Source organism: Lysobacter sp. GQ73, assembly GCF_059758755.1.
Genome location: NZ_JCAXEE010000006.1, coordinates 189,491 through 208,311 on the forward strand (window position 1 = coordinate 189,491; position 18,821 = coordinate 208,311).

The following is an 18,821-nucleotide window of genomic DNA, read 5'->3' on the forward strand; positions in this document are numbered from 1 at the left end:
GCTCAGGAACCGGTGAGGGAGAGGTTGTCGCGAACCTGTTCGAGCAGACGGTAGAGCTGGTCGCGGTCGTTTTCGCTGAGGCCGGCCATCGCGCGTTCGCGCACGCGGCGGCCGCACTGGTCGATGTCGGTCCAGATCGCCGAACCGGCCTCGGTCAGGTGGATGTTGATCGCGCGGCGATCGTCGGGATCGGCGACGCGCGCGACCAGGCCACGGCTTTCCAGCTTGTCGAGCAAGCGGGTCATCGCCCCCGGGTTGAGCTGGGCGGCGCGCGCCAGCTCGGTCACACCGGCGGTGCCGATCGCGAGTTCCTTGAGGGTGATGAACTGGCTGAAGGTCAGATCGTGGCCGGCCTGGGCCAGCTCGCGTTCCATCTGCGCCCACATCGCGTCGCGGACCTGGCGGAACAGCAGGCCCAGGTTCGAGGTGGAGCAGGGCTGGGTCGGATTGGGGGTGGTCATGGCGCGAAATAATCTGCGCCCAGGCAATAGTTGTCAAGGCAAATATTGTTCCGGCAAGCGCCGGTTAAGCGAAGTCGACAGACCGTGCAAACAGGCGCCGCCCGCGGCGTGTGCGCAGGCAGGTAATTGATTCATCGGTTATTGGGCGCAGCCTAGCTTTTGGCTGCTGGTCTCGGCGGCGCTCAGCTCGGAACGCTCCGCGCCCGCAGGCGCCGCGGTCCTCAGGTCCTGCGCAGGACCAGTTCGAGCACGAACTTGCTGCCGAAGAAGGCCAGCACCAACAGGACCATCGCCGCCAGGGTCCAGCGCACCGCGGTGGCGCCGCGCCAGCCGTAGCGCCAGCGCCCCAGCAGCAAGCCGCCGAAGGCCAGCCAGGACAGCACGCTGAGCACGGTCTTGTGGACCAGGTGCTGGGCGAACAGGTTCTCGACGAACAGCACCCCGGTCAGCAGGGTCGCGGTCAACAGGGCGAAGCCGACCGCGATAGTGCGGAACAACAGGCTTTCCAGTTCCACCAGCGGCGGCAGGGCGCGCAGCCAGCCGTGGAACTCGCGCCGGCGCAGGGCGCGCTCCTGCAGCCACAGCATCAGCGCGAACAGGGCGGCGACGGCCAGGGTGGCGTAGGCGAGCAGTGCGAACCAGGCGTGCAACTGAAGGCGCCAGTCCAGCGGCGCCGGGTGCTGGACGTGGCCGGTGAACTGATAGGCCCCCAGCATCAGCGCGGCGAGCGGGAACACCACCACCCCGAGCGCGGCCATCCGTCCGGAGGCGCCGACCACCGCGGTCAGCGCGGCCATGCCCAGGCCGACCAGGGACAGCGCGGCGAAGAAGTGCAGGTCGGCGCCGCCGGCGGCGCGCCAGGCCAGGAAATGCGCGGCGCCGTGCAGCAGCACCGCCAGATTGGCCGGCACCAGCCACGACCGCGCCTGCCGCCCGCCGTCGTGGCGCACCGCTGCGATCAGCAGCCCGCTGGCGACGAAATAGAGCGCGATCGCGATGAGAACGATTGTCATCGCGGCAGTGTGGCATAGCGGCATGGCGATCTGCAGCGGCCGGATGGCGGATTCGCGCGCCGGGCTATACTTCGCGGCCTCATCAGACCCATACGGCAAGGCCGCCCGGCATCGTCCCGGTCGCGCCGGCCCCAACGCAGGTAGCGCGCGCATGTTCGAATCCCTGACCCAACGCCTCTCCGGCACCATCGAGCGCCTGCGTGGCCGCGGCCGTCTGACCGAGGAAAACATCCGCGAATCGCTGCGCGAGGTCCGCATCGCCCTGCTCGAGGCCGACGTCGCCCTGCCGGTGGTGCAGGCCCTGATCGAGCGCATCAAGATCCGCGCGGTCGGCCAGGAAGTGCTCAAGAGCCTGACCCCGGGCCAGGCCCTGATCAAGGTGGTGCGCGACGAGCTGACCACGGTCATGGGCTCGCAGGCCGCCGACCTGAACCTCAACGTGCCGGCGCCGGCGGTGATCCTGATGGCCGGCCTGCAGGGCGCGGGCAAGACCACCACCGTCGGCAAGCTCGCCAAGCACCTGCGCGAGCGCCGCAAGAAGAAGGTCATGGTGGTCTCGGCCGACGTCTACCGCCCGGCCGCGATCGAGCAGCTCAAGCAGCTCGCCGAGCAGGTCGAGGTGCTGTTCTTCGCCTCCGACGCCTCGCAGAAGCCCGAGGACATCGTCCGCGCGGCGATCGCCGACGCGCGCAAGTCCTACGTCGACGTGCTGCTGGTCGACACCGCCGGCCGCCTCGCCATCGACGAAGCGATGATGAGCGAGATCAAGTCGCTGCACGCCGCCGCCGCGCCGGTCGAGACATTGTTCGTGGTCGATTCGATGACCGGCCAGGACGCCGCGATCACCGCCAAGGCCTTCAGCGAAGCGCTGCCGCTGACCGGCGTGGTGTTGACCAAGACCGACGGCGATGCCCGCGGCGGCGCGGCCTTGTCGGTGCGCTACGTCACCGGCCGCCCGATCAAGTTCATCGGCGTCGGCGAGAAGCCCGACGGCCTCGATGTGTTCCACCCCGACCGGGTCGCCAGCCGCATTCTCGACATGGGCGACGTGCTGTCGCTGGTCGAGCAGGTCGAGCAGCAAGTCGACAAGGACAAGGCGCAGAAGCTCGCCGAGAAGGTCGCCAAGGGCAAGAAGTTCGACCTCAACGACATGAAGGACCAGCTCGAGCAGATGCAGAACATGGGCGGCCTGCATGGCCTCATGGACAAGCTGCCGGGCATGGGCCAGATCCCGGAGTCGGTCAAGAACCAGGTCACCGGCAAGGAAGTACCGCGCATGGTCGCGATCATCAATTCGATGACCAAGAAAGAGCGCCGTAACCCGGGCCTGCTCAACGGCTCGCGCCGCGCCCGCATCGCCAAGGGCGCCGGCCTGACCCCGGCCGACGTCAACAAGCTGATGAAGCAATATCAGCAGATGGAAAAAATGATGAGCAAGCTGTCCGGCGGCGGCATGAAGGGCCTGATGCGCGGCATGAAGGGCATGATGGGCGGTCGCGGCGGCATGCCGTTCCGCTGATCGCGCCACGCTCGCGGCGTCGACATCGCAGATCGGAAACGGCGGCCGCGAGGCCCCGTTTTTGTATCGTCGAGCTGCCGTCGCTTTGTCTGGCCAAGGCGCACGCCAGGCGGATGGGGCCGCGCGGTCCGGACGCGGCGGCAGCCCTGCAGGAGAGGCGGGATTTTGTTCAGGGATGGGCGGTGTGCCGGCGATCCAGGCTGATCCGGGCCTGATCCGATCCGGGCCCGATCCGATCCAGCTCGATCCGATCCGGCCCGATCCGATCCGGCCGAACGGGGTTCGGGTCGACGGGGAGGGCCCCGGGTTTGCCCAAGCCGCGGAATCGGTTAGACTTTCCGGCTTACCCCGTCATTCCGACGGCTGGGCAACACAGGAAAGCAGACCCATGGTCAAGATTCGACTGACCCGCGGCGGCGCCAAGAAGCGTCCGTTCTACCACATCATCGTTACCGACAGCCGCAGCGCCCGCGACGGCCGCAACATCGAGCGCGTCGGTTTCTACAACCCGGTCGCCGCCGGCGCCGAGAAGCGCGTCGAGCTCAACGTCGAGCGCGTCAAGCACTGGGTCTCCCAGGGCGCGCAGCTGACCGATAAGGTCGCCGACCTGTACAAGCAGGCCGTCAAGGCCGCTCCGGCCGCCTGAGCCGGCAGGCCGCGCGCCTGGCGCGCGGCCCGATTACGCACCGATGACAGATTCCACGCGCCGCATCCTGCTGGGCAGGGTGCTTGGCGCTTTCGGTCTTCGCGGCGAAGCCAAGCTCGAGTCCTGGACCGAGCCGCGCGTCGCGATCTTCCGCTACCAGCCCTGGATCGTGCGCGACCCGCAGGGCCGCGAACGCGAGCTTTCGGGCGTGCGCGGGCGCGAAAGCGGCAAGTACCTGATCGCCAATTTCCCTGAGGTCACCGATCGCGACGCGGTCGAGGCCATGCACGGCACCGAGATCTACGTGCCGCGTTCGGCGCTGCCGCCGCCCAAGGCCGGCGAATACTACTGGGTCGACCTGGAAGGCCTGCGCGTGGTCACCACCGAGGGCGTTTCGCTCGGCACGGTTTCGCATCTGTTCTCCACCGGCGCCAACGACGTGCTGGTCGCGCGCGACGACACCCGCGAGCGCATGATTCCGTTCGTGCTGCCGCAGTACGTCACTTCGGTCGATTTCGAGGCCAACCTGGTCACGGTGGATTGGGATCCGGATTTCTAGAAGTGAGCGTGCAGAAGTGAGGAGCGAGCGGAGCCGCTGATCCTGTGACTCACTGTTCGCCCCTCCAGGCTCCTTTTTAAGCCGTGTTCCGAGAGTGCGAAAGTTTCCCGCTTCTTCTCGCTTCTCGCTTCTCACTTCTCTTGGCTCACTCCTCGACATGCGCATCGACCTCATCAGCCTGTTCCCCGAATTCGTCGCCCAGTGCGCCGCGTTCGGCGTGGTCGGCCGTGCCGGCGAACGCGGGCTGTTGTCGCTGCACGGCTGGAATCCGCGCGACTACGCCGAGGGCAATTACCGGCGCGTCGACGAGCGTCCGTTCGGCGGCGGCCCCGGCATGGTGATGCTGATCGAACCGCTGCGTGCGGCGATCCGCGCCGCGCGCGCGGCCGACCCGGCGCCGGCGCGGGTGGTCTACATGAGCCCGCAGGGCGTGCGCCTGGACCAGGCCAAGGTCCGCGAACTGGCCGCCCATGAACGCCTGATCCTGCTGTGCGGCCGCTACGAAGGCGTCGACGAGCGCCTGATCCAGGCCGAGGTCGACGAGGAAATCTCGATCGGCGACTACGTCCTGTCCGGCGGCGAGCTCGCCGCGGCGGTGATCGTCGATGCGGTCGCCCGGCTTCAGGACGGCGCCCTCAACGACGCCGAGTCGGCGGTCCAGGACAGTTTCGAGGACGGCCTGCTCGATTGCCCGCATTACACCCGTCCGGTCGAGCACGAGCTCGGCGCCGTGCCGGCGGTACTGATGTCGGGCAACCATGCCCAGATCGCGCGCTGGCGCCGGCAGCAGTCGCTGGGCCGGACCTGGCAGCGCCGGCCCGACCTGCTCGACGAGGCCGCCCTGTCCAAGGCCGACCGCAAGCTGCTGGAGGCCTACCGGGCCGAGCTGGCGGCCGCCCGGTCCGCCGCGGCGGTGCCGGGCGAGGGCGGGGCTGGAAGCGTTTCCAGCGACGACCCGGCCCCGGCCGGGGCCTCAGGTCCGGGCGGATCGGCCTGAGGCCGGCCCCCGGACTGGCAACGCGGGAAAAAATGCCGCTATAATTAGCCGCTTAGCCGTACCCATTTGCTGTACCGATGCCATGACGCGGGTCCACGTGCACTCGCGCAACAACTAATCCAACAGGCCGCACCCATGAACAAGCCCTCTATCCACACCCTGCTGCAGAACTTCGAAGCCGAACAGATCCAGCGCAAGCTGCCCGACTTCAGCCCCGGCGACACCGTCGTGGTCAACGTCAAGGTCAAGGAAGGCAACCGCGAGCGCGTCCAGGCCTATGAAGGCGTGGTCATCGCCAAGAAGAACGGCGGCCTGAACTCCTCGTTCACCGTGCGCAAGATCTCGCACGGCTTCGGCGTCGAGCGCGTCTTCCAGACCCATAGCGCGATCATCGACTCGGTCGACGTCAAGCGCCGCGGCAAGGTTCGCGCCGGCAAGCTGTACTACCTGCGCGGCCTGGAAGGCAAGAAGGCCCGCATCAAGGAAGACCTCGCTGCCTACGCGCGCGCCAAGAGCGCTGCCGCGGCCACCGCAGCCGAGTAATCCCGTCGCCGCGCTTCACCGCGCAGCGCATCGAACGGCCGCCGCAAGGCGGCCGTTTTCGTTTCCGCGGGCCTCGGCCGGAGCGAAGCGTCGGCGCCATCTCGGTTGCAGATCGACCGCCGCATCGAGCGGTTTCGTACGCCGCCGACCTCGCTGCGGCAGTGCTGGCGCGATGGCCGGGCGTGTCGTCGGGATTGGCCGCAACCGCCCCGTTGATTGGCCGCAGCGGCGATGTACGCCGAGTCCGGTTCGCGCTAGATTCCCGACGCGGCGCGGCCGCACGATGCCGCCACCGCGGCAGGAGAGGGCAAGTGAATCCGGGTTTGTCAGAAGGCGATATCTGCACCTATCTGCGCAGCGACGGTGCCTGGGGGTTCTTCTGGGTGCAGCGCATCGATGCCTTGCCCGACGGTCGCGACGCCTTGTCGCTGCGCAAGTTCGACACCCACACCGCCGAGGAAGTGCGGCGCGAACACCTCGACGAAGTCGCCGAACTCAAGAGCCTGCGCCTGCTCGGCCATTTCCCGATCGTCGGCACGCGCGTGGCGGAAGTCGAACCGCGGGTGATCGGCCACATGCCGGTGCGCGAGGACGATCTGGAGGGCTACCGGATCTGGCGCGAAGCCTTCGACAAGGGCGAGGCCGGGGTGTTCACGCTCGCCTTGCAGGACATCTGAGCGCGACGCCTGTCGGCGACGACGGCGTGGCGAAGACGGCGTGGCGACGCCGCGTGCCGGTCGGTGCGCCGCAAGTCGTCGTAAACGCGGTCGCGGCCCGCGCCGCCCCGACCCGAGGGTCATCGCCGGTGTCGGCGCGAGATCGAGACGTCGCGGTCCCGGCTTACGCCGCTCCTGCAGTGGGGCTGCCTCAGGACGCAGGACGCTCGGGCGAGCCCGAATCGGTAGTTGCATCGGCCTCGGCATGGGCATCGGCGACAGCGGCGAGTTCGTGGATCCGCTCCGGGCTGGCATCGGCCACCGGCGCGGGCGGTTGCGCGGCGATTTCGGCCGGGATGGCGATGGTCTGGGTGGCGATCGGCGCGACCACGCGCTCGGGCGCGGCCATCATCCGCGAACGCCGCCAGCCGCCCCAGCGGTAGTAGGCCATCGACATCAGCATCGAGCACAGCGCGCTGACCGGAAAACTCCACCACAACGCATCGGTGCCGATCACCGGCTGCAGGAGAGTCGCGAACGGCACCCGGATGCCCCACAGCGCGAAGCCCAGGATCAACAGCGGCGGCACCACCGCGCCGGTCGCGCGCACCACGCCGGAAATCACGAAGGTCACGCCGAAGAACAGGAACGACCAGATCGCGATGTGGTTGAGGTGGCGCGCGATCTCGAACGATGCGCTGCCCTCCGGCAAGAACAGCGCCAGGGTGTAGCGGTCGAACAGGATCAGCGGCACGATCAGAGCGCCGGTCATGAGGAAGTTGAAACCGGTGCCGGTGCGCGCGGTCGCATCGACCCGCTCCCAACGGCCGGCGCCGACGCTCTGCGCGGCGATAGACGAACAAGCCGCGCCGATCGCCATCGCCGGCATCTGCACATAGGTCCACAACTGCAGGGCGGCGCCGTAGCCGGCCGCGGTGCCGGTGCCGTGGGCGTTGACCAGGCTGATCATCGCGATCATCGCCAGCGAGATCAGCACCATCTGCAGGCCCATCGGCACGCCCTTGACGATCAGCGCGCGCAGCACGACGGGGTCGATCTTGAGCAGGTGCGCGTCCTGGCGCCCGAGCCAGAGCACATGGCGCTTGCGCCGCAGGTGCAGCAGCATCGCCATCAGGCTCAAGCCCTGGGCGAAAAAGGTCGAGGCCGCCGAGCCGGCGATGCCGAGCGCGGGCACCGGCCCCCAGCCGAAGATCAGCAAGGGGTTGAAGACGATGTCGAGCGCCACCGACATCAGCAGGAAGCGGAAAGGCGTGCGCGAATCGCCGGCGCCGCGCAGGGCCGCGGAGACGAAGGCGAAGGCGTACAGGAACGGCATCGACAGGAAGATCACCCGCAGGTAATCCTCGGCCAGCGGCAGCGCCGCCGCCGGGGTGCCCATCGCGCGCAATACCGGGTCGGCCATGAACCAGCCGGCCGCGGCGATCAGCGCCGACAGGCCGATGAAGAAGGTCGCGCTGGTGCCCATCACCCGCCGCGCGCGGGCGGTGTCCTTGGCGCCGATCGCCTGGCCGATCAGGATGGTCGCGGCCATGCCGATGCCGAAGATCGAACCGATCAGGAAGAACATGATGTTGTTGGCGTTCGCGGTCGCGGTCAGCGCGGCCTCGCCGAGATAGCGCCCGACCCAGATCGAATTGATCGAGCCGTTGAGCGACTGCGCGGCGTTGCCGGCCATGATCGGCAGGGCGAAGCCGATCATCGTGCGTCCGATCGGGCCTTCGGTCAGCAGAGGGCTGCCGCGTGAGGGGCTGGAGGCCATGGCGGGATCCGTGCGGGGTCGCGGCAGTATGCCGGCTGAGCGGTGAGCGGCGCGGCCATGCCGTCCGCGGCCCTCAGTTGCCGTGTAGGAAGGCGGTGGTATCTTTCGCGCCGATGAGCAAGCAAGAGATTCCCTCGCCGCCGCCGCAGGCCTCGGTCCGCCTGGATCTGTGGTTGTGGGCGGCGCGCTTCTTCAAGACCCGCAGCCTGGCGCGGCAGGCGGTCGAGACCGGCAAAGTCGAGATCGGCGGCCAGCGCGGCAAGGCCTCGCGCGCGCTGCGCGTCGGCGATGCCTTGCGCATCGCGCGCGGCGAGGAAGTGTTCGAGATCGCGGTGACCGGGCTCAGCGATACGCGCGGGCCGGCCAGCGTCGCCCAGGCCCTGTACGCCGAGACCGAGGCCTCGCGTCTGGCGCGCGAGCAGGCACGGGCGATGCGCGCGGCCGAACGTAACGGCTATCGCGCGCCGCAGAGCAAGCCCGACAAGCGCGCGCGGCGACTGATCAAGGCCTTGGGCGATATCGACGCGCTGTAAGTCGCGGGTTCTGCGGGCCATAACGCCGGACGAAAGCGCCGAAACGAACGCGCCGAACTGGAACTTCTCAAAAGAACTTCCAAACGCCCCCAAACGAAAACGGCTGCGCCTGGGCGCAGCCGTCGTCGACGGATCGGAATGCCGGGCCGGCGTCAGCGCTGGCCGCCGCCGAGCAGGCCGCCGCCGATCTTGAGCAGGTCGCCGAGGCCGACCTGGCCGTCGCCGTCCCGATCGAGCACCGCGCCGAGCAGGCCGCCGCCTAGGCCGCCCTGCTGCGAGATGCGTTGCTCTTCCTGGCCGAGGACCTGGCCGAGCGCCTGCGGCGAGGCCGCCTGGTTGCCGCCGGACATCATCCGTTGGGCGAGGTAGGACAGGACGATCGGCGCCAGCACCTTCAACAAGGTATTGGCCTGGCTGCCGCCGAGGCCGGTGGCCTGGCCGAGGCCTTCCGCCGCGGTTTCCTGGCGGCCGCCGAAGATGTGGCCGAGGATGCCGGCGCCGTCGGTCTGCCGGCTTGCGCCGCCGCCGAGCACCGCACCGAGCACGCTGCCGATGTCGAGGCCGCCGCCTGCGCCGGCATGGTCGCGTTGCAGCGCGCCGAACAGCGCTTCGGCGCCCTGCGGCTGGCTGGCATTGCGGCCGAGCGCGCCGATCAGCAGGGGCAGGGCGGCACTCACTGCGTTCTGCGTCTGCGGTTGCGACAGCCCGAGTTGGCTGCCCAGTTGCGCCAGCGGCTGGCCTTGGAGTTGGTTGAGAAGGTCGTCGGTCAGCGAAGCGCTCATCAGGGTAGGTCCAGTGCTGGGAAACCCGATGCTAGCGCCGGCCGATGAGCTTGGGGTGAGATTCGCCGGTTTTTTTCGCTGGCACACCTGCCAGCCGATAAGCGGCCGATAAGCCGCCCATGCAACGGTGATCGCCGACGATTCGTTCGCTCGAGTCGAGCGGCCGTAACGCACTCGCCGGCGCATAGCGGAAGGGCCGGCCTTCCGGCCGGCCCTTCGTATCGGCGCCGAGCGGCTCGGCTCAGGCGAGGTCGAAACGGTCGGCGTTCATCACCTTGTTCCAGGCGGCGACGAAGTCGTGGACGAACTTCTCCTGCGCGTCCGAGCTTGCGTACACCTCGGCCAGTGCGCGCAACTGCGAGTGCGAACCGAATACCAGGTCGACGCGCGTCGCCGTCCACTTCAGTTCGCCGGTCTTGCGGTCGCGGCCTTCGAACACGTCCTTGGCGTCCGACACCGGCTTCCACACCGTGCCCATGTCGAGCAGGTTGACGAAGAAGTCGTTGCTCAAGCTGTCGGCGCGATGCGTGAGCACGCCGTGCCGGCTCGGGCCGACGTTGGTGCCGAGCATGCGCAGGCCGCCGACCAGCACGGTCAGTTCCGGCGCGCTCAGACCGAGCAACTGGGCCTTGTCGATCAGCAGCGATTCGGCGCTCGCTTCGTACTTGCCCTTGAGGTAGTTGCGGAAGCCGTCGGCGATCGGTTCGAGCACGGCGAAGGAATCGACGTCGGTTTGTTCCGCGCTGGCGTCGCTGCGTCCCGGGGCGAACGGCACTTTGACCGGATGGCCGGCGTTCTTCGCCGCCTGCTCGACGCCGGCCGCGCCGGCCAGCACGATCAGGTCGGCCAACGAGACCTTCTTGCCGCCGGACTGCGCGGCGTTGAAATCCTGCTGGATCGCTTCCAGGGCCGACAGCACCTTGGCCAACTGCGCCGGCTGGTTCACTTCCCAATCCTTTTGCGGGGCCAGGCGGATGCGTGCGCCGTTGGCGCCGCCGCGCTTGTCGGAACCGCGGAAGGTCGAGGCCGAGGCCCAGGCGGTCGAGACCAATTGCGAGATCGGCAGGCCCGAAGCCAGGATCTTGCCCTTGAGCGCGGCGATGTCCTGCTCGTCGATCAGCGGGTGATCGACGGCCGGCACCGGGTCCTGCCAGATCAGCGCTTCGGCGGGGACTTCGGGGCCGAGATAACGCGTGCGCGGCCCCATGTCGCGATGGGTCAGCTTGAACCAGGCGCGGGCGAAGGCGTCGGCGAACTGGTCGGGGTTTTCGAGGAAGCGGCGCGAGATCTTTTCGTAGGCGGGGTCGACGCGCAGCGACAGGTCGGTGGTCAGCATGGTCGGCGCGCGGCGCTTGTTCGGGTCGTGCGCGTCGGGAATGCTGTCGGCGCCGGCGCCGTCCTTCGCGATCCACTGGTGCGCGCCGGCCGGGCTCTTGCTCAGTTCCCACTCGTAGCCGAACAGGTTTTCGAAGAATTGATTGCTCCACTGGGTCGGCGTGCTGGTCCAGGTGACTTCCAGGCCGCTGGTGATCGCGTCGCCGCCGAGGCCGCTGCCGAAGCTGCTGCTCCAGCCCAGGCCTTGCTGTTCGAGTTCGCCGCCTTCCGGCTCGCGGCCGACGTGCGATTCCGGGCCGGCGCCGTGGGTTTTGCCGAAACTGTGGCCGCCGGCGATCAGGGCGACGGTTTCCTCGTCGTCCATGGCCATGCGCGCGAAGGTTTCGCGGATGTCGCGGGCCGCCGCGAGCGGGTCGGGGTTGCCGTTCGGGCCCTGCGGATTGACGTAGATCAGCCCCATCTGCACCGCGCCGAGCGGGTTCTCCAGGACGCGGTCGCCGGAGTAGCGCTTGTCGCCGAGCCAGGTGGTTTCGGTGCCCCAGTACACGTGCTCTTCCGGTTCCCACACGTCGGCGCGGCCGCCGGCGAAGCCGAAGGTCTTGAAGCCCATCGACTCCAGGGCGACGTTGCCGGTGAGGATCATCAGGTCGGCCCAGGAGATCTTGTTGCCGTACTTCTGCTTGATCGGCCACAGCAGGCGGCGGGCCTTGTCGAGGTTGCCGTTGTCCGGCCAGCTGTTGAGCGGGGCGAAGCGCTGCTGGCCGGCGCCGGCGCCGCCGCGGCCGTCGAAGGTGCGGTAAGTGCCGGCGCTGTGCCAGGCCATGCGGATGAACAAGGGGCCGTAATGGCCGAAGTCGGCCGGCCACCATTCCTGCGAGTCGGTCATCAGCGCACGCAGATCGTTCTTCACTGCGGCCAGGTCGAGGCTCTTGAAGGCTTCGGCATAGTCGAAGTCCTCGCTCATCGGGTCGGCCTGCGGGGTCTGTTGGTGCAGGACCTTGAGGTTGAGCTGGTTAGGCCACCAGTCGCGGTTGGAGGTGCCGCCACCGGCGGTGTGATTGAAGGGGCATTTGCTTTCGTTGGACATGGCTACGTGCCTTTGAGGTGTGGAACCGTCGACTGGGAGTTCGTTGGGTGGCGCAGCGGTATGCGCGCGGCCGTGAGGCGGGCGGCGCGAGGCTTCTTCAGTGAGGAGAGGGCGACGGATGGGCGGGCCGATCGTCGTGCGGTGGAAGCCAGTCGTGCGATGAAGGCGGTCCGCGCAGGCGCTCCGGGGCAAAACCCGAGCCTTCGCCGAAGGGAGCGCCGGAGGCTACGGACGTCGAAGGCGGTCGGTCCTGCTGGCTCATCGCTGGGGGGGCCGTCACGAGGGGACGAAGGAACGATAGGCCCGGATCACTCGCATGTGAAATCGATCCTTTCGACGTATCCGATAGGGGGTGGCTATGGACGACGAGCGGGACGGCGGCGCCACCATGACGCCCAGCACGGATGGAGGGCCGATCGCAGCGGGACCGCGACCGGCGGACGGATTCGGAAGAGTCGAACCGTCGGCCGCCCCGACAGCGGCAGGCGGCCGACGGTCAAGGCGCAGCGGCGGGAGCGCGACCGCGTGGCATCGCCGCGATGTCTTCGCGGCTTTGCCGTTCCACCGTTGAAGCGATGCGAGCCGAGCTCAGCCGCCCTGCATCACATCGAACTCGCCGCCGAGCACCCGGTCGAGGCGGCCGCTGCGCCAGCCGCGCACGCCGTCGCGCACCAGCGGCGAGGGCGACTCGCGATAGCGGCGGCAGATCCGCCGCTCGCCCTCGGCCGGCGCCTGAGCGACGCGCGCGCGGCCCGGCAGGTCCGGCGCGACCTGCACCGACAGCGAGACCCGGCGGGTGACTCCTTCTTCCTGGTCTTCGAGTACGTGCAGGCCGGACTCGGCCTGCAGCAGGTCGTAGGCGCCGAAACCGCTCACCGCCAGCCAGGCCTTGCAGCGTTCGGCGTCCTGGCGCAGAACTTCGACCCGCATGTTGCGGCGCTGCGCCCAGGCCAGGTACATCGCCAGCAGGCGCTGCCACCACAGCCGCAGGTCGGGGCCGTGGCGCAGGTGCGCGGCTTCGTCGGCGTCGATTTCGAGCAGGGCGTCCTGCGGGCGTTGCTCGCGCACGGCGTCGACCGCCAGGCCGAGCAGGAACAGCAACTGGGCGACACGGCCGGCGAATTCGTCGCTGCCGCCGTCTTCGCGCAGACGCTGGCGCATGCGGTGGGCGGTATCGAGCGCGCTCTCTATGCGGTCGCGGCGCTCGATGCGGTCGAGCACCAGGTGGCGGTCGCCGGCGTTCCAGAAACCGGCCTCGGCCATGCGCGCGTAATCGGCTTCGCGCGCGCCGATCCAGTCCTGCGCGGCCACGGCCTGGTCGAGCTGTTGCAACCGGGCATCGAGCCGCGCCACCGCCGCGGCGGCGGCCGACGGCGCATGCACCAGGTCGCGCAGGTCGCCGGCCTCGGCGGGCGCGGCGACTTCGGTCTCGGCGCCGGCCTGGCGCCGCGAGGCGTCTGGGTCGATGAACTGCACGTCGAGTTGGTCGCCGGCGCTGCGCACGAACAGGAACTGGTCGCCCTGCGGCGCGCGGTGCTCGACGATGCTGCGCGCCAGCGGCGCCAGCAGGTAATGCTCGATCGCGCGCCGCAGCGGTCGCGCGCCGAGGTCGGGGGTGAAGCCGCGGTCGAGCAGGAACTCGATCGCCGAGGGCTCCCATTCCACCGCCCAGTCGCGATTGCGCAGGCCGCGCCGGGTCAACACGCGCTTGAGTTCCTTGTGCAGGATCTCGCGCATCAGGCTGCGGTCGAGCGGGTTGAACAGCACGATCCGGTCGAGACGGTTGAGGAACTCGCGGCGGAAGGTCTCGAACAAGGCCTTCTCGACCGCGTCGCGCGAGTAACCGCCGCGCGCCGAGGTGAAGCCCGGGCCGGCGCTGCGCGAGATGGTCGAGCCGACGTTGCTGGTCAGGATGATGATGCTGTGGCGGAAATCGGCGGTGTGACCGCTGCGGTCGCTCAGGCGCGCATCGTCGAACACCTGCAGGAACAGGTCCCAGACTTTCGGATGGGCTTTCTCGAACTCGTCCAGCAGCACCACCGAGAACGGCTGCTCGCGGATACGCGAAGTCAGCGAACGCACGCCGCTATGGCCGCTCTCGTCGGCGGTCAGGCGCCAGGCCGAGTCCTCGGATTGGAACTCGCTCATGTCCAGGCGCAGCAGGCGTTCGTCGCTGCCGAACAACAGCTCGCCGAGCGCTTTCGCCAGCTCGGTCTTGCCGGTGCCGGTCGGGCCGGCGAACAGGAACACGCCGATCGGCCGGCCGCTGTCGATCAGGCCGGCCTTGAGCATGGCGATGCGGTCGAGCAGGGCGTCGACGGCTTCGTCCTGGCCGATCACGCGCTGGCGGAAGAACGCGCGCAGCCGGTCGAGGTCGAGGCTCTGGCGGTCGTCGATGACGTCGAGCGGCAGGCCGCTGCGCTGGGCGATGGTCGCGAGCAAGCGCTCGGCGTCGAGCGGCAAGGCCGGCGGCGTTTCGGTCAGCGCGCTCTGCAGAGCGTCGTTGAGCAGGCGCAGCAGGCGGCCGGGTTCTTGTTGCTCGGGGAAATACTGGGCGGCCATGCGCGCGCCCTCGGCCAGCGTGCGCGGGTCGGCGACCGGACGGCCGAGGCGTTCGCCTTCCAGGCGCGCCCACTCGGCGGCGATCGCTTCCAGTGCTTCGGCCTCGGTCGGCAGCAGCGCCACGATTTCGACGTGGTGCTTGAGCACCGGACGCGCGATCAGCAACTGCGCCAACTGGCGCGGGGTGATCTCGCCGATCACCCGCAGTTGGCCGCGCTCGATCGCCGGCAGCACCAGGTCGAGCAGGCCGCGCGGGTCGCGCGAGTGCGAGCCCTTGGCGAGCAGGTCGAAGAACTCCGGTGCGCGCCACACCGCGCGCTTGCGGTCGAGCACGCCGAGCATCTCGCGCACCCGCTCTTCGAGTTCGCCGATGTAGCTCTGGCCGGACAGGATCTCCGCCGCCGAGGCCTCGAACACCAGCCAGCCCTCGGCCTGCAGGCGCTCGGCCAGCAGATCGATCAATACGGTCTTGCCGACGCCGTGCTCGCCGGATACCAGCACCGAAGCGGCATCGTCGCCCGACAACAGCTCGTGCAGCCGCTCCAGTTGGCGGGCGAGGGCGTCGTGGACGATGCGGGTCTGCGGCTTGGCGCTGGGGTTGATCCGGCCGAAGGCGCCGAGCACGCGGCTTTCGCGGCGCGTGTTGATCGCCCGCTCGGCTTGTTCGAGCAGGGGCTCCAGCAGCGGCGACTGGAAGCGCTTGAGGGTGTCGCGCAACTGCGTCGCGGCGTGTTCGTCCAGTTCGTCCAGCGCCGGCGCGGCCGGCGCCGGCCCGAATTGCTCGGCCCAGTGCAGGTAGTCGCGCAGTTGCTGGCGCACCGGGGCGAAATCCCACCACCACGGTTGGGCATGGCGCATCAGTTTGGGCAGGTCGCCGGCGTCGGGACGGGTGCGCAGGTATTCGATCAGGAAGTGCAGCGGGTAGCCGCCGAACTGGCCGACGTGTTCGAACACCGGATCGAGCGCGACATCGCTGCGGCGCGGCAGGGCCTTGGTGATCATCGACTGCTGCACGTAGCCGGTGCCGCTGAGCTGGCGCACCAACTCGGCGGCGCTGAAGGCTTCGCTCGCGACCAGGTCGACGCCCTGGTGGAACTCGGGCAGGGCGAGCAGGTCGTGCGGACGTTGGATGCGTTCGTCGACCGCATCGATGGAACGGACCAACCGAAGTAATCGATCTTCTGCTGCTTCGGCCGTTTCCGAAGTCGATTCGATCGGTGCTTCGGCTTCGGCTTCGTTTTGGATTTGCTCGACAGCCGGTGCGTTTTCCGCCTCCGCCCGCAGCGCATCCGCCACGGGAGCGACGGTCGCCGCCTGCGGCCGATAAAGACGCGCCAGAATCAGGCCGGCGATCAGGCCGACGACGAGTAATAGGGCTTCCACATGCGCTCCGGTGTCCGTTCCGGGCGCTAGTTTAGCGGTTCGTCCGATAAGGACCGTGCGCTATGACTGTCGGCGGCGATGTCGTTCGATGCCGCCGTCGATCTCTCAGTCGCCGTCCCCGCGCAGGCGGGGATGCAAAGACTTCAGAGCGATGTCGCGGTAGAGCCCGTCATCCCCGCCTTCGCGGGGATGACGGGGTGTGGCGACTGCACCGGTGGGACACGGCATCCCTGTGCACCGCGTTACCTGCGCTCAAACCAGCGCCTTGATCCGGTACAGCGCTTCCAGGGCCTGCTTCGGCGTCAGTTCGTCCGGGTCGACCGCGGCCAGCGCGTCGAGCGCGGCCGAGGAGCTCGCGAACAGGCCGAACTGCTGCGGCTGTTCGAGGGCGGCGGTGGCGAAGGACGGCTTCGGCGTGTCGCGGCCCTGCTGTTCTAGTTCGATCAAACGCCCGCGCGCCTGCTTGACCACCGACTTCGGCAGGCCGGCCAATGCGGCGACCTGCAAGCCGAAGCTGCGGTCGGCCGGACCGTCCTTGACCGCGTGCATGAACACCAGTTGGTCGCCGTGCTCGACCGCGTCCAGGTGCACGTTGGCGATGCCGTTGCCGGGTTCGGCCAAGGCGGTCAGTTCGAAATAATGGGTCGCGAACAAAGTGTAGGCGCGGTTGCTGTGGGCGAGGTGGCGCGCGCAGGCCTCGGCCAGGGCCAGGCCGTCGTAGGTCGAGGTGCCGCGGCCGATTTCGTCCATCAGCACCAGCGACTGGTCGGTGGCGTGATGCAGGATGTAGCTGGTCTCGCTCATCTCGACCATGAAGGTCGACTGGCCGCGGGCGAGGTCGTCGCCGGCGCCGATGCGGGTCAGGATGCGGTCGATCGGGCCGATCAGCGCGCGCGAGGCCGGCACGAAGCTGCCGATATGGGCGAGCAGCACGATCAGCGCGTTCTGGCGCATGTAGGTCGACTTGCCGCCCATGTTCGGGCCGGTGATGACCAGCATGCGGCGGCCGTTGTCCTCGTCGAGGATCAGGTCGTTGGGCTCGAACGGATCCTTGCGCACCGCCTCGACCACCGGATGGCGGCCGCGTTCGATGCGCAGGCCCGGCGCCTCGGCGAGCTCCGGCTGGGTCCAGTCCAGCGCCTGCGCGCGTTCGGCGAAGCCGCACAGCACGTCGAGCTCGGCCAGGGCGGCGGCGCAATGCTTGAGCGGTTCCAGGCGTTCGTTGAGGGCGTCGAGCAATTGTTCGTACAACAGCCGTTCTCGCGCCAGCGAACGCTCGCGCGCCGACAGCACCTTGTCCTCGAACTGCTTGAGTTCCTCGGTGATGTAGCGCTCGGCGTTGCTGAGGGTCTGCCGCCGGGTGTAGTGGGTCGGCGCCTTGTCGGCCTGGCCTTTGCTGATTTCGAGGTAGTAGCCGTGAACGCGGTTGTAGCCGACCTTGAGTGTGGCGATGCCGCTGCTGGCGCGTTCGCGCGCTTCCAGGTCGACCAGGAACTGGTCGGCATTGGTCGACAGGGTGCGCAGCTCGTCGAGTTCGGCGTCGTAGCCGGCGGCGAACACGCCGCCGTCGCGGGCCAGCACCGGCGGCTGCGGCACGATCGCCTCGGCCAGCAGGTGCGCATGCGCGTCGTGCTCGCCGAGCTCGGCGCACAGCGCGTTGAGGCGCGGCGAATCGAGCGGGCTCAGGCAGGCGCGCACGCCGGGCAACAGGCCGAGACCGTCGCGCAAGGTCGACAGGTCGCGCGGGCGCGCGCTGCGCAGGGCGATGCGCGAGAGGATGCGCTCCAGATCGCCGAGCGCGCGGAAGCGTTCGCGGATGTCGTCGCCGGCGCGGCTGTCGATCAGGGTCGCGACCGCCTGGTGGCGATGGCGCAGGACGTTGCGATCGCGCAGCGGGCGGTGCAGCCAGCGGCGCAGCAGGCGCCCGCCCATCGGCGTCACCGTGCTGTCGAGCACGCCGAGCAGGGTGGTGCGGCTGTCGCCGTCGATCCGGCTGTCGAGTTCGAGATGGCGGCGGGTGGCCGCGTTCATCGCGATCGCGCCGTCGCCGGACTCGATCGCGATCGAGGTCAGGTGCGGCAGGCGTTGCTTCTGGGTTTCCTCGACGTAGCCGAGCAGGGCGGCCGCCGCGGCGATCGCCAGCGGCTTGTCTTCCAGGCCGAAACCGCTGAGGTCGTGCAGGCCGAAGAAGCGCAGCAACTGGCGGCGGCCGCTGTCGACGTCGAACAACCACGGCGGGCGCCGGCGCATGCCGCTGCGTTCGGCCACGAACGGCGGCCAGCCGTCTTCGTCGGCGACCAGCAGCTCGGCCGGCTCCAGCCGGGCCAGTTCGGCTTCCAGGGCGTCTTCGCTGGCGACCTCGTTGACCAGGAAGCGCCCCGAGGCCAGATCGGCCCAGGCCACGCCGTAAGCGTTCTTGCCGCGCGCGACCGCCAGCAACAAGGTGTCGCGGCGCTCGTTGAGCAGGGCTTCGTCGGTGACGGTGCCCGGGGTGATGATGCGCACCACCTTGCGTTCGACGATGCCCTTGGCCAGGGCCGGGTCGCCGATCTGTTCGCAGATCGCCACCGACTCGCCGAGCGCGACCAGGCGCGCGAGATAGCCTTCGGCCGAGTGATGCGGCACGCCGGCCATCGGAATCGGTTGCCCGGCCGAGTTGCCGCGCTGGGTCAGGGTGATGTCGAGCAGTCGCGCCGCCTTGCGGGCATCGTCGTAGAACAGCTCGTAGAAATCGCCCATGCGGAAGAACATCAGTACGTCCGGATGCTCCGCCTTGGCGGCGAAGAACTGGCGCATGAGCGGGGTGTGGGCGTCGAGGTTGCGGGCGCTGGAAGAGTCTGGGGCGGACACGAAATACCGGGCGTTCTGATGCGGAGGAGCCTGCGCGCGGGGGCTGCAGGCGGGCGCACAGTATGCCAGCCGGGTTCGGAGCCCGCGCCGCGGCGCGGGCTTGCGGCGGTGGCGG

General features: G+C 69.0%; 14 protein-coding genes. 7 read left to right on the plus strand and 7 right to left on the minus strand.

All coding sequences use genetic code 11. The features are described 5' to 3' along the window. Positions 1-2 precede the first annotated feature (2 nt). Entirely contained in the window at positions 3-461 is a 459-nt protein-coding gene (locus AC6CH2_RS17450; protein ID WP_435394177.1) for a MarR family winged helix-turn-helix transcriptional regulator, read from the minus strand. A 221-nt stretch (positions 462-682) separates the two neighbouring features. Next, entirely contained in the window at positions 683-1,474 is a 792-nt protein-coding gene (locus AC6CH2_RS17455; protein WP_498270297.1) for a cytochrome C assembly family protein, read from the minus strand. A gap of 151 nt (positions 1,475-1,625) precedes the next feature. On the opposite strand from AC6CH2_RS17455, the gene ffh reads away from it, so the two are divergent. From ffh to AC6CH2_RS17485, 6 genes are all read left to right on the plus strand, one after another. After that, a complete protein-coding gene (gene ffh, locus AC6CH2_RS17460; RefSeq protein ID WP_435394179.1) occupies positions 1,626-2,993 on the plus strand; it encodes a signal recognition particle protein in 1,368 nt (455 codons plus the stop codon). A 388-nt stretch (positions 2,994-3,381) separates the two neighbouring features. Further along, a complete protein-coding gene (gene rpsP, locus AC6CH2_RS17465) occupies positions 3,382-3,639 on the plus strand; it encodes a 30S ribosomal protein S16 (RefSeq protein WP_498270298.1) in 258 nt (85 codons plus the stop codon). A gap of 43 nt (positions 3,640-3,682) precedes the next feature. Next, the gene (rimM, locus tag AC6CH2_RS17470; protein ID WP_435394180.1) at positions 3,683-4,198 is read left to right on the plus strand and encodes a ribosome maturation factor RimM; all 516 of its coding nucleotides are present in this window, start codon (positions 3,683-3,685) and stop codon (positions 4,196-4,198) included. A 157-nt stretch (positions 4,199-4,355) separates the two neighbouring features. Beyond that, complete coding sequence (gene trmD, locus AC6CH2_RS17475) at positions 4,356-5,195, plus strand: tRNA (guanosine(37)-N1)-methyltransferase TrmD (RefSeq protein WP_498270299.1); 840 nt, start codon at positions 4,356-4,358, stop codon at positions 5,193-5,195. 135 nt (positions 5,196-5,330) lie between these two features. After that, positions 5,331-5,738, plus strand: coding sequence for a 50S ribosomal protein L19 (rplS, locus tag AC6CH2_RS17480; RefSeq protein ID WP_223619390.1), 408 nt, complete (start codon positions 5,331-5,333; stop codon positions 5,736-5,738). Positions 5,739-6,049: 311 nt separating this feature from the next. After that, complete coding sequence (locus AC6CH2_RS17485) at positions 6,050-6,415, plus strand: hypothetical protein (protein WP_498270300.1); 366 nt, start codon at positions 6,050-6,052, stop codon at positions 6,413-6,415. Between the two features lie 190 nt (positions 6,416-6,605). Here the strand turns inward: AC6CH2_RS17485 and AC6CH2_RS17490 are convergent, their stop codons facing one another. After that, positions 6,606-8,174 (minus strand): MATE family efflux transporter, encoded by a 1,569-nt coding sequence (locus AC6CH2_RS17490; RefSeq protein WP_498270301.1) that lies wholly within the window; start codon positions 8,172-8,174, stop codon positions 6,606-6,608. A gap of 113 nt (positions 8,175-8,287) precedes the next feature. On the opposite strand from AC6CH2_RS17490, the gene AC6CH2_RS17495 reads away from it, so the two are divergent. Then, the gene (locus AC6CH2_RS17495; protein ID WP_498270302.1) at positions 8,288-8,707 is read left to right on the plus strand and encodes an RNA-binding S4 domain-containing protein; all 420 of its coding nucleotides are present in this window, start codon (positions 8,288-8,290) and stop codon (positions 8,705-8,707) included. 152 nt (positions 8,708-8,859) lie between these two features. Here AC6CH2_RS17495 and AC6CH2_RS17500 read toward each other — a convergent pair whose 3' ends face one another. The 4 genes from AC6CH2_RS17500 to mutS all read right to left on the minus strand — a co-directional run bounded on the left by AC6CH2_RS17500 (position 8,860) and on the right by mutS (position 18,652). Beyond that, positions 8,860-9,489 carry a DUF937 domain-containing protein gene (locus AC6CH2_RS17500; protein WP_498270303.1) on the minus strand — a complete coding sequence of 210 codons (630 nt, stop codon included), beginning with the start codon at positions 9,487-9,489 and terminating at the stop codon, positions 8,860-8,862. Positions 9,490-9,730: 241 nt separating this feature from the next. After that, positions 9,731-11,911: a catalase/peroxidase HPI gene (katG, locus tag AC6CH2_RS17505; RefSeq protein WP_498270304.1), complete on the minus strand. Its 2,181-nt coding sequence runs from the start codon at positions 11,909-11,911 to the stop codon at positions 9,731-9,733. 588 nt (positions 11,912-12,499) lie between these two features. Then, positions 12,500-15,637, minus strand: a complete 3,138-nt coding sequence (locus AC6CH2_RS17510; protein WP_498270305.1) for an AAA family ATPase — start codon at positions 15,635-15,637, stop codon at positions 12,500-12,502. Positions 15,638-16,108: 471 nt separating this feature from the next. Beyond that, on the minus strand, positions 16,109-18,652 hold the full coding sequence (gene mutS / locus AC6CH2_RS17515) for a DNA mismatch repair protein MutS (RefSeq protein ID WP_435394223.1): 2,544 nt from the start codon (positions 18,650-18,652) through the stop codon (positions 16,109-16,111). Positions 18,653-18,821 lie beyond the last annotated feature (169 nt).